11 protein-coding genes are annotated in these 14,581 nt (G+C 67.8%); 4 read left to right on the forward strand and 7 right to left on the reverse strand.

Features of this window, described 5'->3' with window-relative positions; translation table 11 throughout:
• Positions 1 to 264 precede the first annotated feature (264 nt).
• Entirely contained in the window at positions 265 to 516 is a 252-nt protein-coding gene (locus JQX13_RS15715; RefSeq protein WP_203409825.1) for a hypothetical protein, read from the forward strand.
• 74 nt (positions 517 to 590) lie between these two features.
• Here JQX13_RS15715 and JQX13_RS15720 read toward each other — a convergent pair whose 3' ends face one another.
• The 4 genes from JQX13_RS15720 to JQX13_RS15735 all read right to left on the reverse strand — a co-directional run bounded on the left by JQX13_RS15720 (position 591) and on the right by JQX13_RS15735 (position 8,068).
• The gene (locus JQX13_RS15720; protein ID WP_203409826.1) at positions 591 to 3,830 is read right to left on the reverse strand and encodes a glycoside hydrolase family 3 protein; all 3,240 of its coding nucleotides are present in this window, start codon (positions 3,828 to 3,830) and stop codon (positions 591 to 593) included.
• Positions 3,831 to 4,105: 275 nt separating this feature from the next.
• Positions 4,106 to 6,127 (reverse strand): PEP/pyruvate-binding domain-containing protein, encoded by a 2,022-nt coding sequence (locus JQX13_RS54085; RefSeq protein ID WP_239014771.1) that lies wholly within the window; start codon positions 6,125 to 6,127, stop codon positions 4,106 to 4,108.
• An 86-nt stretch (positions 6,128 to 6,213) separates the two neighbouring features.
• Positions 6,214 to 7,062, reverse strand: coding sequence for a hypothetical protein (locus tag JQX13_RS15730; RefSeq protein WP_239014772.1), 849 nt, complete (start codon positions 7,060 to 7,062; stop codon positions 6,214 to 6,216).
• A gap of 43 nt (positions 7,063 to 7,105) precedes the next feature.
• Positions 7,106 to 8,068, reverse strand: a complete 963-nt coding sequence (locus JQX13_RS15735) for a hypothetical protein (protein ID WP_203409827.1) — start codon at positions 8,066 to 8,068, stop codon at positions 7,106 to 7,108.
• 474 nt (positions 8,069 to 8,542) lie between these two features.
• Here JQX13_RS15735 and JQX13_RS15740 point away from each other — a divergent pair, with 474 nt between their 5' ends.
• On the forward strand, positions 8,543 to 9,280 hold the full coding sequence (locus JQX13_RS15740; RefSeq protein WP_203409828.1) for a BON domain-containing protein: 738 nt from the start codon (positions 8,543 to 8,545) through the stop codon (positions 9,278 to 9,280).
• A 65-nt stretch (positions 9,281 to 9,345) separates the two neighbouring features.
• Here JQX13_RS15740 and JQX13_RS15745 read toward each other — a convergent pair whose 3' ends face one another.
• Entirely contained in the window at positions 9,346 to 10,311 is a 966-nt protein-coding gene (locus JQX13_RS15745; protein ID WP_203409829.1) for an aldo/keto reductase, read from the reverse strand.
• A gap of 222 nt (positions 10,312 to 10,533) precedes the next feature.
• On the opposite strand from JQX13_RS15745, the gene JQX13_RS15750 reads away from it, so the two are divergent.
• Complete coding sequence (locus JQX13_RS15750) at positions 10,534 to 11,589, forward strand: hypothetical protein (RefSeq protein ID WP_203409830.1); 1,056 nt, start codon at positions 10,534 to 10,536, stop codon at positions 11,587 to 11,589.
• A gap of 9 nt (positions 11,590 to 11,598) precedes the next feature.
• On the opposite strand, the gene JQX13_RS15755 is transcribed toward JQX13_RS15750, so the two are convergent.
• Positions 11,599 to 12,105 (reverse strand): DUF1993 domain-containing protein, encoded by a 507-nt coding sequence (locus tag JQX13_RS15755; RefSeq protein WP_203409831.1) that lies wholly within the window; start codon positions 12,103 to 12,105, stop codon positions 11,599 to 11,601.
• A gap of 153 nt (positions 12,106 to 12,258) precedes the next feature.
• On the opposite strand from JQX13_RS15755, the gene JQX13_RS15760 reads away from it, so the two are divergent.
• Positions 12,259 to 13,575 (forward strand): DUF418 domain-containing protein, encoded by a 1,317-nt coding sequence (locus JQX13_RS15760; RefSeq protein WP_203409832.1) that lies wholly within the window; start codon positions 12,259 to 12,261, stop codon positions 13,573 to 13,575.
• Between the two features lie 79 nt (positions 13,576 to 13,654).
• Here JQX13_RS15760 and JQX13_RS15765 read toward each other — a convergent pair whose 3' ends face one another.
• A complete protein-coding gene (locus JQX13_RS15765; protein ID WP_239014773.1) occupies positions 13,655 to 14,554 on the reverse strand; it encodes a protocatechuate 3,4-dioxygenase in 900 nt (299 codons plus the stop codon).
• Positions 14,555 to 14,581 lie beyond the last annotated feature (27 nt).

The raw sequence follows: 14,581 nt of genomic DNA on the forward strand, positions 1-14,581 counted from the left end.
CAAGGATGGGACTCGGCCCGGTGTCCGCCATCCGGAGTTTGGGGAGGTCCCCTGCCAGCCCTGGTGGCCGGGGCTTTCGAGAGGGGCACCCGCGGGCCTCGTCCATCACGACCGGCGGATGCTTCGCTGGCTTGCTGGCCTGCCATGCCTGAAGCCATAGAACACGCCCTTGTTGATGCAGATGGATTCGCCGGGTGACAGGCGGGGCTGATGGCGCCCTCGGCGCAGGCCGCCGAAGGTGTCGACCCCTGTGAGTGCGGTCCCATGGACGTGGTCTTCGTCGTCGACACCACGGGCAGCATGGGGTCGTCCCTCAATGCCTTCCAGAGTGCCTTCCCCTCGATCATCAATCAGATCGCCACCTCGTCGAATGGCGACTACCAGCCTGGCCTCGTCACCTTCACCGACATGGTGACCGTGGCCGATGACCTGGGGGATATGGGCGCGTCCAACGGTGGCGGATGCGATCTCCAACCCGTAGCCCGGGCCATCCGTCGAAAGCAGCGGAGGCGATGAGCCGGGGGGAGCCCGTCCCATCGCCTCCGTGAGCCCGGCCGGATCAACGCGATCGGCCGGGCCTTCGCTCGTGACTAGTCGAGCTGCTTCTTGATGCGGATGTTGCGCAGCTGGAAGTGGATGTTGCCGCCCTGGTCACCCCAGGCGGGCAGCATCTCCAGGACGGAGCTGACCCGGGCCGTGTTCCAGCTCGACTGGTAGCTGGGGCTGGAGAACGGAATCTTCACCATCGTCCAGGTCCCGGGCGTGGGACGGCCGATGAGGGTCTTCAGGTCGCCGGTGGCGCAGGAGTCCGCCTTGCGGTCGCAGACGATCTTCACCCAGAAGTCCTGGGTGGTCTCGCCGTAGTCGAGGATGTTCAGCTCGAACTCCACGCCACCGGTGGCGGCGATCGCGGAGACGTCCATCAGGTTCGGCTCCTTGAGCCCGAAGGCGAAGCCGCCGTTGCCGCCACCCTCCTTGAGGCCGCTCATCGAGACGTCGATGACCTTCTCACCGCCGACGTCGAACGCGGGGTCCACCGTCACGGTGCCCGTCGTGCCGGCCGTCCACCCATTGGGGGTGGCGAAGAACGAGGTGTCGGAGATGCCGTTGACGTAGGCGTCCTTGTCCTCGGTGATGGCGATGGGCGCCGGGGGCGGCTCGCCGCCCGTGCAGGACACGTTGCCGGCCTTGTTGGGCTCCCAGCGGATGTTGGCGAGCGTCAGATCCAACGTGCCCGAGGTGTAGAGCAGGAAGGGCGAGTTCACGTTGGTGAAGTCCAGGCCCGTGTCCGCCATGCACTGCAGCGGAACGGCGAGCTCGGTCCAGCCCTTGCCCTCGAGCTGCGTGAGGGTCTGGGTGAAGTTGATCTCCCCGAGGCACGGGTACACGCAGTGCATGGAGAGGTTGACCGGGGCGGTCGGCGCGGCGTTCACCTTCACGGAGAAGACCAGCGCGCCATTGGAGTTGAGGTAGGCCGAGAGGTCACGGCCCACGTTGCCATTCTGGTTCTGCGTGTAGAGCTGCCCCGTGCCGCTCCAGACGACGTTCATGGCCGCCCACTGGAGGCCGCCCGCGTCATCCACCGGGGTGGCCTTGATCTCATTGGCGGCCAGGCTGGTGGTGGCGCTGGTGTTCTGCTGCACGTCGATGCCGCCCCAGTTGGACGGCGCGCCCATGCGCATCACCCAGTTGTCCTGGTTGCCACGCTCGAAGAGGACCAGCGGCTCGGTGGTGGTGCCGCCGCCGCCCGGCGTCGTACCGCAGCCGTGGGTCTGGGTCGTCTCCTCGAGAGCGCCCAGCTCCTGGGGCTGCGCATAGGTCAGGCCATGGCCGTAGGGGAAGAGGGGCGCGTAGCCCTCATCGCCCTTGTTGATCGACACCTGGCAGGGGCTCTTGGGCCACGAGTAGGACAGCTTGCCGTGGAAGTCGTAGTTGACCGAGCCATCCTCCTTGCGGAAGAGCACGTCGGTGATGCCATCACCCTCGGTGCCGGGCAGCCAGGCCGCGACGAACGCATCCGACGCGTTGAGCTCCTTGTTGGCGTAGAGCGGGCGGCCGGAGAAGAGCACCGTCACGATCTTCTTCACGCCCTTGGCCTTGAGGGCGTTGATGAGCGTGAGGTCCTCCGGGCGCAGCCGGGCGAGCTCCAGGGTCTTGTTCTTGCCAATGTCTCCCTGACCCTCGGCGTAGGGCGTCTCGCCAATCACCACCACGGCGACGTCATAGGACGAATCCGCCAGGGCGCCGTCCGCGCTGGTGTCGAGCGTGGCGGTGGGGACGATCTTCTGGACGGCCTTCCAGACGGTGGTGCCGCCGCCGATGTCCGCGTTCGTGATGTCGGTGCCCTGCCAGGTGATGGTCCAGCCGCCGGACTGGTTGGCGAGGTTGTCGGCGCTCTTGCCGGCCACGAGCACCCTGGCCGTGCGGGCCAGGGGCAGGGTGGAGCCGTTGTTCTTGAGGAGCACGAGCGACTTGCGGACGGCCTCGCGGGCGACGGCCCGGTTCTCCTCGGTGCCAATCTCGTGCGAGGCATTGCGCGCGGAGGGCTTGGGCTTCTCGAAGAGGCCCATGCGGAACTTCACGCGGAGGATGCGGCGGACGGCGTCGTCGAGGCGCGCCTGGGGAATCTCACCGCTCTGGACCGACTTGATGGTGTTCTCGATGAACGGCTTCCAGTCCTGGCGGTAGGGCACCATCACCATGTCGACGCCGGCGTTGATGGCCTGCGGGCAGTCGCCGTTGGTGCAGTCCCGGGGCGAGTCACTGTTCTCCCGGGTGATCTGCCCGATGCCGTTCCAGTCGGAGATGACGAAGCCGTCGAAGCCCATCTTGGTCTTCAACACGTCCGTCAGCAGGTACTTGTTGCCGTGCATCTTGTGGGCCTTGGCGCCCTCTCCCTGGGCCGCGTCCTGCCAGCTGCTGAAGGACGCCATGACCGTCTGGGCACCGGCCGCGAGCGCCGTGAAATAGCCGCGGCCGTGGATGTTGCGCAGGTCCTTCTCGGTGACCTGGGTGATGCCCTGGTCCTTGCCTTCCTTGGTTCCGCCGTCACCCAGGTAGTGCTTGGCCGAGGCGATGACCTTCTCGTTCGCCTTCGCGTCCTTGGCGAGCTGGCCCTGGAGGCCCTCGACGATCTTCCCGCCGAAGGCCTCGACGATGGCCGGATCCTCCGAGTAGCCCTCGTAGGTGCGGCCCCAGCGGTCATCCCGGACGACGGCGAGCGTGGGCCCGAAGGCCCAGTCCAGACCCGTGCGGGCCACTTCGCGCGCCGTCACCTCGCCAATGCGCTTCACCAGCTCCGGGTCGTTCGCGGCACCCAGACCGATGTTGTGCGGGAAGATGGTGGCGCCCTTCACGTTGTTGTGCCCGTGCACCGCGTCCACGCCCCAGATGATGGGAATCTGGTGGGGGTTGGCCGGGTCCATGGAGGCCTCCCAGAGCTGGTCCGCGAGCGCGTTCCACTCCTCCACGGTGGAGCCCTTGTTGCCGTTGGGCCAGGAGCCGCCGCCGTTGAGCACGGAGCCGAGGTGGTACTGCTTCACCTCCGCGGGCGTGACGTGGGCGATCTCCACCTGGGTGATCTGCCCGACCTTCTCCTCGAGGGACATGGTGGAGAGCAGGGCCTCGACCCTGGCCTCGATGGCCTCGTCCCGGGGGATGGCGCTCTGGATGCGCGGCCAGTCATCGGGCTGCTCGGTGGGAGGCTGCTCCGTGGGGGGCTGTTCGGTGGGGGGAGGCGTGGGCTCCGGGTCGGGCTTGCAGGATGTCAGCGTCAACAGCAGAAGGGCCGCGCAGGATGCGCTCTTCCGCCGGGAGAACAACCGTTCCATGTCCATCTCCTGGTATCTGAGGTGCGCTGACTCCGTGGACGGAAGAGGGGGTATTTCCCCGGTCCACGACGAGCGGAGTGAGCTCGGATGATTGGGGCTGGGGTTCACGCCCCGGCGTCAACGCGCGGCGAACGTAGAAGTAAAAACAATGTCACGCAAGACGACGGCACGGGAACCCGGCACGGGTGGCACTTGTGTTCACCATGCTTCAGTCCGATGCGTGGAGAGGGAGCGGTGCACCGCGTCATCTCTACGCGGTGTGTCATCGCGTCGGATCATCTCCCCCTGCCGGGGTGCGGACGCGCCTGTTTGACGGACAGCTTCGGCGGCTCGCCGGGCTCGCCGTCGAACTTGAACTCGACATCCATGGCGTACCAGCCGGTGTGGCCCGCCAGGGGCCCGTAGGCGGGCGAGAAGCGCTCGTGGATGAGGGTGAGGGCCTTGCCGAGCTCGAAGACCTGGGCGGACGTCAGCACCGTGTGGCCGGCCTCCACCAGGTTGGAGTGGGACAGGTACGTGAGGGGGAGGCCGGGTTGGTGGAACTCGTAGATGAACTGGTCGCTCGTGATTCCCGGCGGTGGGTGCACCACCTCGGCGTCTCCGCCAGTCTGGACGTTCACATAGAACCCGGGCTGCAGGCCGGAGGGGTCGAAGGGGTTCGCCGTGAGCGCCACGCCATTGGCTTCCTCGTCCGGGAAGTTGTGGTGCACGAGCAGCGCCATCACGACGGACTCGTGGGGGATGCCGTTGTATTCGCGCTCCTCGAACGTGCGGAACAACCAGACGCTGGCCCAGGTCTTCCGGATGGCCTCGAGGACGTCCTCCCAGTCGCTGGGGTCTCCCGTGTGTGACTCGTAGCAGCCCGCGCACGGAAAGCCCTCCAGGTCCTCGCTGTTCGTGCTGGTGCGGAACCGCATGGTCAGCCCCGGGTAGTCCGCCGCCAGCTTCGCCTTCAGCAGTGCCTGGAGCCCGGCGTTCACCGGTGCCTTCTTCATGTCGGCGCGGAGCTCCTTCAGGCGCGCGTCGCGAATCTCGGGCTTCTCCTTGAAGGAGGGCTCGGCGAGCAGCGCATCCACCCGGGCGAAGAACCCGTTCTCCTCCATGAATTGCACGTAATAGAAGGCGGGGATCGCGAAGGCCTTTCGCACGGGGAGCCCCTCCGTCCTGGCCAGGACGGAGTAGTGCGCGGCCTTGCCTCCGAACGCGGGGACCGCGGCCTTGATGGCCTCGCGCAGCGGACCCTGGCCCTCGACCACGACGTCCTGGATGTCGCGCAGATCCCTCACCGACAGGTCCGCCGCGGGGAGCACCACGGGCACCGGCTTGTGCGCTTCCCAGTACGCATCGGCCTCGGCGCTCGTCACCTCCTCGATGCTCCAGCTGAACGCGCCGACGGTGAGCCGGACCCATCTGCCCTCGAGCGCTCGGAGCTGGGGGTGGCTCATGGCCTGGCGCAGCCCCATGTTGGGCGTCTGGCGGTTCTGCGACAGCACGTTCACGTGCGACAGCGGCGTCTGGAACTCCTCGGTGATGATGCCGACGACGGTCGAGATGTCATTGGGCAGGCGATCCAACACGACGATGTCCCGGTACGCGAGATAGGTCGTCTTCAGCTCATCCGCCTTGACGAAGCGCAGCCGCCCGACCGAGGTGGCGAGGTTGAGCGGCTGATAGTCGGTGGCCGCGTAGAGCGCGTCCGTCGTCATGACCCGGATGGCGGGCGGCAGGTTCTTCGCCTCGGCTTCGAGCGCTTGCGAGGTGGGGTGGAAGATCAGCTCGGAGCCGAAGTAGCCGGCGTCGCGAACGGCCTCGTGGAGCCGGGTCAGCATCTCCGCGGAGGCGGTGTCGTAGGGGGCGAGCTCCAGTGCCCAGACGCCGGGCCCTTCGTAATACGTGACGGTGCCGAGGAGGAAGCGGCGGTCCGGCGCGTAGTATTCGGTCTGGTTGAAGTCCGCCAGCGAGCCGACCAGCGGCAGCCCGTGGCCGGAGAGGTGCGAGGAGACGAACGCGTAATGGATGGGGTACTTCCGGCTGTTCTGGAAGTAGAGTGCGTCACCGTCGAACCCATCCAACACGACCTTCACCGAGCGGGCACCCGGGATGCGCGTGTCGAGCGGCTCCGACGCGAGGGCATGGAAGTCCCCCTGACATCCGATGTGCTTCAGGAACTCGGGGGCCGAGGCCTCCTCCACCAGCTCACAGGCCGCTTCCGGCACCTGCTCCTCGGGGGCTGACGGTCTCGACGAGCACGAGAGGACGAGCGAGGTGATCACCCAGATGAACGAGTGCGAGCGCATGGAGATCTCCGTGTATGTCCCCTCTCCCTCTGGGAGAGGGCGAGGGTGAGGGTATTCCCGCCTGTGTTGCTGACTGTGAATGAGGACTAGGGAGTCAGCGCGAAGCAATAGATGGCGCCGTAACCACCGGCGCCGCCCACGGTGTTCGTCCCGCTCCCGGAACCGTTCTCGACGAGGCTGACGCCAGGGGCACAGCCCGGAACCTGATGATCCGAGAGCCAGTGAGCGCCCCTGGAGGAGCCAGCCCGGCGAGGCCAGGAGTGGCCGCAGTAGGGCCTCCCCGTGGAGCCGAGGGCGCTCGTCCAGTCGTTGCACGTGCCGCCCATGCCGCCGCCCTGGAAGCGCCCCTGCTTGTCCGAGCCCGTCAGGATGTCGTGGTTGTCGACGCCCTGGTGGTTGGGCTCACCCCGCTCGTTGGGCAGATCGTTCTTGATCCGCGAGTGACTCCGCGGACGCGCTTCGTTCAGGAGCCCCGCCTTGTCCTGGGCCACGAGCCGGCCATTGCGGTCGTACCAGGGCCCCTCGCCAATGCGATCGATGGCGTGGACGGGGCCGCCGTCGGGGCCGCCTGTCGACGCACTCAGGAATGCGCGCCAGACCTTCTGTCCCGCGCCGGGCATGGCCTTCTCGGCGATGGTACGGCAGATCTTGTCCGCCCCTTCCAGACCCGTCGCCTCGCCGAAGCGGAGATCGCCACCAAAGCCCTTCTGGCTGCCCGAGAGCTCGCGCATGGCCTCGAGGCTGGTCACGAAGAAGCTGAACCGCGGCGGCTCCCCTGGCTTCGGCGGCGTACCTCCCGTGTCTTCGTCTCCTCCGGTTCCCTCCTCGCCGGGGTTCGTATCCCATCCCGAATCCGCGCCGTTCGGAAGGCAGGCCATGCCGTGGAGCCCGAGGGTGAACAGGGCCACGGCGGAAAGGATGTATGTGTTTCGCATGGTGGAAGACTCCTTGCCTTCTGCGCCTTCTGCGCCGTCTGCTTCATTGGCAGGTCAGGTCCGGCCGGCAGGTCTTGCCCTCCGGACAGTCCTGGTCGTCGCCGCACGACACGAGTCCGGGGATGCGGATCTCCCGGTCCACCTGGGACAGGACGAGCAGGTCCACACACCCGGCGCTGGTGGCCGCCGAGTCCGCGGAGCGCCGACTGATCGTGAGCTTGGGAAAGCCGGCGACTCCCACGTCGAGCAACCGTGAGATGAGTCCCGAGGGGAGGGTGAAGCTCCCGGTGTCCGCGACTCCGTCACATTCGAGCGAGGCGGCGATGCCACCGTGATGCGCGAGATCCACGAGGATGTGGATGCGAGCCGCCCCGGGAGACGAGGAGGGTGTCCACGACACCGTGACCGGCCTGCCGCGCTCGAGGGTGATGGGCCCCTCGGGGACGGAGAGGGCGCCGACTCCCTGGCCGCGCAGCGTGAAGGCCTCCACCTCCGCGCCACCGGCCACGAGTTGGATGCGGGCACCTTCGTCGAAGCCCGGGTGGGGCAGCGACGCCGAGCCGCTGGAATAGAACCTCCCGGAGTTCGGCGTCAGGGAGAGCTCCGCCTTCAATCCCTGGAGACTCACGGAGCCCACGTTCCGGGCGGTTGGGTAGGGGATGCAGACGCCACCTTCGCCACACGTCCGTGATGCGCCGCAGGCCGGCTCACAGAAGAGCGTGCGGCCACGCAGGAGGCGGCATCCGCCTTCCTCGGCCTCCACCCGTCTCACATGGGCCGGAACGACACCGCTGAACACGCGCCCCTGGACCGCCGTGTAGTCCGCTCCGAGCTCGACGGTGAATTGCCCGGCCCGCTGACTCGCGTCGCAGGGAGCGTAGCGGAGCTCGGAGGTATTCGTGTCCTCGTGCGGGTTCTCGTTCGAAGGCGCTGGAGACGTGGAGCCGCAGCCAACTCCCCACACCGAGAACAGGAGCAGGTACCCGGCGTAATCACGTGTCTTCAATGCATTCCCCCCAGACCATTCGGCGCGAACGATTCGACCGGGGCCGGCCCGGAGGGAGTCAGCCCGCGCCGGTTTCGTGCACTTCCCCATGCTCGCGGGGACACTCGTTGACGGAGCGACACGCCACCTGCTCCGCCGTGCTGCTCCCCGAGGCCGATGACCTGTGGGCCACCGGACGGTGCTCGTCGCCGGGCCCCGCGCTCGCCCGGCATGTCTGCGTGGGCCCACGCAGTCTTGGTGAGCTCCTGATTTTATTCTCCGAGCCCGTTCTTCCCGTGGGCCGGTGTCCGTGCAGCGACCGGCCTGCCGAGGCGCGCGTGGACACCCTTTGCCGCCCGGCGATGACGGCCCAGTTTGCCCTGGACCCGCAACGCCTTCGGGCATCGCGGGTTACACGTGACACCGAGATGCATCTGCAACGGGAAACGTCACCGTCACGTGACACGTACGCGCAACCACGAGGAGACACACGTCATGGCGAACAGGGACTACGAGACGCGTCGATACCTGGGAGATGACCGGGAGCGCTGGGCAGGCCGGGATCGGGACTTCGACGAAGGCTTCCGGGGCAGTGACATGGGGCCGCGGCAGGAGCGCGGTCCGTGGCAGGGCGGCCAGGGGTACTCGGGCAGCGGCCGCGGGTTCGAGGATTACGGCCAGGACCGCGGCTACAACCTCCAGGGCAATTACAATCAGGGCAATTACAATCAGGGCAGCTACAACCCTCCGGGCTACTACAACTCCCCGAGCAACTACGGAGGCGGGTACTCCGAGCGCGACCTCGGGTACGACCGGGGCTACGGGAGCTACGGGGTGCGCGACAGGAACGAGGGCCTCTACGGCCGCCGCGACCACAACGAGCGCGGCCCGATCGAGCGGCTCGGCGACCGGTTCCGCGAGGGACTGCGCAAGCTGGGCAAGGCGCCCAAGGCGTACACGCGCTCGGATGACCGCATCCGCGAGGACGTCTACGACCGGCTCATGCACGGGTGGGTGAACGCCGAGCACGTGGAGGTGCAGGTGAAGAACGGAGAAGTCACGCTGACCGGCCTGGTCGAGGAGCGCCGCGACAAGCGCATCATCGAGGACATCATCGAGGATGTCCTCGGCGTGAAGGACGTGCACAACCAACTCAAGGTGGGCACCGCCGAGCAGTTCAACACCAACACCGGGGGCTCCTCCACCTCGGTGACGAAGGTCGTCCGCTCGTAGCGCGAGCCGCATGGCGGGCTCCCCGCGATGGCGCGGGGGGCCGCCGTGTTCCCGCCGGGGACGCCTCACTCCTGCATCATCAACGCCTGCAGCTCCGGGGGCTCCCCGCCGAGCCACTTCGGGTTGGCCGCGGTCCCGTCGTAGATGGACGAGGTCTTGAAGGGCTCGTATCTGCCCCGCATGGCGGCCTCGCGCGTCCTGGCCAGCAGCGCCTGCAGCTCCGCCTCCGAGAGGGGCTTGAAGGTGCGTGCCGCCTCGAAGGCCTGGTCGAGGATGGCCAGGCTGTCCACGCCCGTGATGACCACCGAGGTGGGCAGGTGGAGCGCGTAGTGCAGACACTCGATGGCCGTCACCGTCTTCGACTGGAGGATGGAGCCGTTGGCGAGCGTCTTCATCGCGAGCACGCCAATGCCGTCCTTGACGAGCTCGGGCAGGACGAGCTTGGAGAAGCTGCGGAAGTGCGCGTCCATCAGGTTCAGGGGCATCTGCACCGCGTCGAACGTGAAGCCGTTCTCCCGAGCCACCTCCAGCATGTACAGGTGGATGCGTGGATCCTTGTGCCCGGTGAAGCCGATGTAACGCAGCTTGCCTGCCTTCCGGGCTTCCAGCAGCGCGGCGTGCGCGCCGTCCTCGGCGAAGATGCGGTCGGGGTCCTCGTAGCGGAGGATTTCATGGTGCTGCACGAGGTCGATGCAGTCCGTCTGCAACCGCTCCAGCGAGTGCTCCAGTTGCCGGGTGGCTTCCTTCTTCGTGCGGCCGTCGAGCTTCGTCATCAGGAAGACCTTCTGCCGGTAGCCATCCCGGAGCGCCTTGCCCATGCGCAGTTCGCTGAGGCCCTCGTTGTAGTCCCAGCAGTTGTCCATGAAGTTGATGCCGCGATCGATGGCGTCCCGCACGATGCGGATGGCCAGCTTCTCGTCCACCTTGGGCAGTCCGATGTGCCAGCCCCCGATGCCGATGGCCGACACCTTCTCCCCGGTGCGCCCCAGCGTCCGGTACGGCATCTCTCCGCGCTTCTCCGCGTCCTCCATGGTTGTCTCCCGCAGGTCCACCCTGACACGCTGGGGACGCGGGACTTGTCTGGGAAGCGGTCCCTTCCGGATGGCTGGCTGCTCGCCTGCATGGCGCGCATGTCCTTGAACACCTTCCCCGGATGGTGCCAAGTTCCGCGTCGTCACGGGCGAGGGGGGGAATATGAGCGGGCCGGACGACCCTCGACATCAGCCCCGGTGACACGAGGAGCGAGGGACGTCATGAAGAAGGCCTGGTGCCTGATCGCGGTGTTGGCGTTGGCGGCGTGCGAGAACGAGCCGGGAGGTGGCGCGTCGGATGGTGGCGTGCAGGTTCCGGATTCTGGAACCCCGGATGCCGGAGGGCCCGACGCGGGCCCCGGGGATGGGGGACAGCAGGAGGGAGAGGCCGGCCACTGGCGCGCCCTGTCCGTGCCGGGAGTGGGGACGCTGAACGCCGTGTGGGGAAGTGGGCCGAGGGATGTGTGGGCGGTGGGGGAGTCCGGCTTCATCGTCCATTGGGACGGCGAGCAGTGGGCCCAGGAGACACGCGTACCCGCCGACTTCACCTTCACGCTCAATGATGTCTGGGGCAGCAGCGCACAGGACGTGTGGGCGGTGGGAGCGGCGGGCGTCATCCTCCACTTCGATGGGAAGGCCTGGCAGTACGTCGGGTTTCCGGAGGAGCCGTTCTGTACGCTGGACATATGCCGGGGCAGCCTGCTCGCGCTGTGGGGCTCGAGCGCCACCGACGTGTGGGCGGTGGGCAGGTCCGACGAGGCCGAGGGCGTGGTGTCGCACTGGGATGGGACGCGGTGGAACCATGCGGTGCACGCGGAGGTGGGCCGGTTCGAGAGCGTCTGGGGAAGTAGCGCGACGGATGTGTGGGCCGGCACCCTTACCCGGCTGCTGCACTGGAATGGGGAGACATGGAGGGAGCGCGCCACCGGCACGTCGACGTTCTCCGTTCCCCTGCGCCTGTGGGGCGTTGCCGCCAATGATGTGTGGGGGGTGAACCTCGCCGGAGAGATTTCCCACTGGGATGGAGTCCGGTGGGAAGAGGTGGCTCTCGAGGGGGAGGACGTGGGGCCCCTGCGCGCCATCTCGGGGACGGGGGCCGGACAGATGTGGGCCGTCGGGGGAAGCGGTTCCTCGCGCACCCTGCTGCACTGGGAGGAAGGGATGTGGAAGCAGGTGAGCCTGGCGGCAGGACCCACGCTGGTGGATCTCTGGGTCCTGCCGGATGGAGAGGCCTGGGCGGTGGGATTGCAGGGCAGCCTGCTGCACCGCGTTCCGTGAGCTCCCGGCTCAGCTACGGCCGAGGAAGTCCGCCTTGCCGATGTCCAGGCCGTTGTGCCGCAGGATGGCGTAGGCGGTGGTGATGTGGAAGTAGAAGTTGGGCAGCACGATGTTGAGCAGGTAGGGCTGCCCCTGGACCTGCATCTCCTGGGCGCGCATCTTGAGGGTGACGGTGCGCTCCTCGCTGCCGTCGATCTGCGCCGCGCTCACGCTCTTCAGGAAGTCGATCGTCTTGGTGATGCGCGCCTGCAGCTCGGTGAGGCTGGTTTCGGTGTCGGGATGGCTGGGGATGTCGATCCCCGCCAGGCGGGCGGCACAGCCCTTCGCGGAATCACAGGCGATCTGCACCTGGGCGGAGAGGGGAAGCATGTCGGGCGCCAGCCGGGCGTTGACGAGGACGCTCGGATCGAACTTCTTCGTCTCGGCATACGTGGCGGCCTTGCCGAGGATCGCCGACAGATTGCCCAGCATGCGGATGAAGACGGGGACCGACGCCTGGTACATGGACAGGGACATGGTGTTCGCTCCGAGGGGTTGGGAAACGGGCACGCGTGACGTGCCGCCCGCTAGGTAGTGACCGGGACCGGGGCCGTCAACGAAATCGGGGCGGACCGGGAGCGAGACCCGGGGGGCGTTGACGCGAGGTGGAGGTGGGGATCTCCTGGACGCATGTCCGAATCCACTCCTCCCGCGCCCGCCCCCGGCGCTCCCGCCTGCCCCGTGGATGTCTCCGAGCGGGTGGCCCTGTTGGACGTGCTGCGCGGCTTCGCGCTGTGTGGCGTCTTCGTGTCCAACAGCTTCTCCTGGTTCAGTGGCCGCGTCCTCATGCCGCGCGAGCAGGTCCTGGCGCTGGCGGCGCCTCCGCTCGAGACCGTCGTCACCTCCCTCTACAACTTCTTCGTGAACCAGAAGTTCGTCACCCTCTTCTCCTTCCTCTTCGGGTTGGGCTTCTCCATCCAGCTCGCGCGCGCCGAGGCCCGGGGGGCCTCCATCGTCCCGGTGTACTCGCGGCGGCTGCTGGTGCTGCTGGGCATCGGCGTGACGCACATCTTCGCGCTCTGGGTGGGTGACGTCCTCTCCACCTACGCGGTGGTGGGCTTCGCGCTGCTTCTCTTCCGCCAGCGCTCGGACCGGACGGTGCTGGTGTGGGTGGCGGTGCTGATGGTGGCGGTGCCGCTGTTGATCCCCGCCCTCCAGCGTTTCGGCCCCATCCTGCTCCAAGGCGCGGAGGCGGCGGCCGAGGCGGCGAAGGCCAGTGAGGCCCATGACAACCAGCTGCGGGCGCGATTCCTGGCGGGGCTCTCCAGTGATTCCTTCTGGACGACCCAGGCGGCGAACGCGCGCTACTACGTGGACGCGTTCTTCCGGTCCAGCCGGTTGCTCTGGATGAGCGTCATCCTGGGCCGCTTCCTGCTGGGCCTGCTCGCGGGGCGGCACCTGTTGCTGCAGGACGTGGAGCGCAACCGCCCCGTGCACCGGCGGCTGCTCGTCTGGGGGCTGGTGCTGGGCGTGCTGGGCAATGGCACGGGGCTCGTGGTGCATCGCCTGCGCATCGCGGGGCTGGTGGATCCCGCGAAGGACTCCTGGATGTTCGTCCTGTCCGCCGTCTCGGAACTGGGCTACCTGGGCCTGGCCGCGGTGTACGTGGCCGCCTTCGCCCTGCTCTTCCAGCGCGAGCGGTGGCGGCGCGTGATGCAGGTGCTGGCCCCGGTGGGCCGCATGGCGCTCACCAACTACCTGCTGGAGACGGTGGTGAGCCTCTGCATCTACGACGGCTGGGGGCTGGGCTTCGTGGGCCGGATGCCGCCCTCGCACAGCGTGGCGGCTTCCCTGGCCGTCTTCGCGCTGCAGATACCCTTCAGCCACTGGTGGCTGTCACGCTTCCGCTTCGGCCCGGCCGAGTGGTTGTGGCGCTCGCTCACCTACGGCCGCGCGCAGCCCATGCGGCTGGCGCCCCGGAGCGCCGAGGCACCGGCGGCGAGCTGACGTCCGGAGCGCTCAAGGCCCCGGGCTCCGCGTGAGACGGGGGGCCCGGAGCTCCCTCGCGCCCCGGCCCGACGGGCGTTCAGGGATTCGGGGCGCCCGGTGGGTAGGTGTCCGGGTCGTTGGGGTCGATGCCGGAGTTCATCAAATCCTTCATGAACTGGCTGTGGGCCTCGCACAGGGGAGTGCCGGTCGACGAGCGGACGATGAGGGTCTTCCAGGCCAGCAGCGCGCCATCCGGCATCTTCTGGGTCTGGAGGATGAAGTCGCTCATCCGCTCCTGCGCCACGACCGTGTCGGCCGTGTTGCGCGTGTCGCGCTGGCCGCGCGTGTTGTAGAGCGGCTGGGTGCCAATGATGTCGTCGTTGAGCGAGTCCTCGAAGTAGAGCTGGGACGTCACGGACTCGGTGCCGGCGATCTTGATCGTGAAGTGGATGTGGATGGCCCGGCCCGAGTACCAGCCAGGGAAGCAGGTATCGAAGTCCACCCGGCCGTCGGCATCCGTCGTCTGCACACCGCGGAACCACCGCGCGGCGCGGGCCTCCTGGTTGTCGGGATTGCAGAACGGGTGCTGGTCGTCGCCCGAGTAGACCCCCACCGGCCCGGCATGCCAGATGTCGACGGTCGCGCCCGGGACGGGCTTGCAGGACTCATCCAGCACGCGGAGCGCGAGGCGCACGGGCAGCCCATCATGGCCCTCGCTGATGTCCTTGCGGACCAGCGTGTTCCCATAGCAGGGACCCAGGATCTGCTCGCACGTCAGCTTGCACGCCGTGCCCGAATCGGAGGCGAACGGGTTGGGATAGGCGCTGGCGCCGGTCATCGCGGCGGTGCCCCCGGTCGCCCAGCCCGTTCCTCCAGGCCCCGGGTCCTTGTCACCGCAGGCGAGGAGGAGCTGACTGACTGGCACCGCCGCCAATGTCAGGCCGAGTCCGCCGAGAACCTCCCGGCGCGTCATGTTGTTCTTCGTCGTCGTGCTCATGAGGGGTCTCCTGCTCAGTCAGGTACC

This window comes from Archangium violaceum (assembly GCF_016859125.1).
Lineage (GTDB): Bacteria > Myxococcota > Myxococcia > Myxococcales > Myxococcaceae > Archangium > Archangium violaceum_A.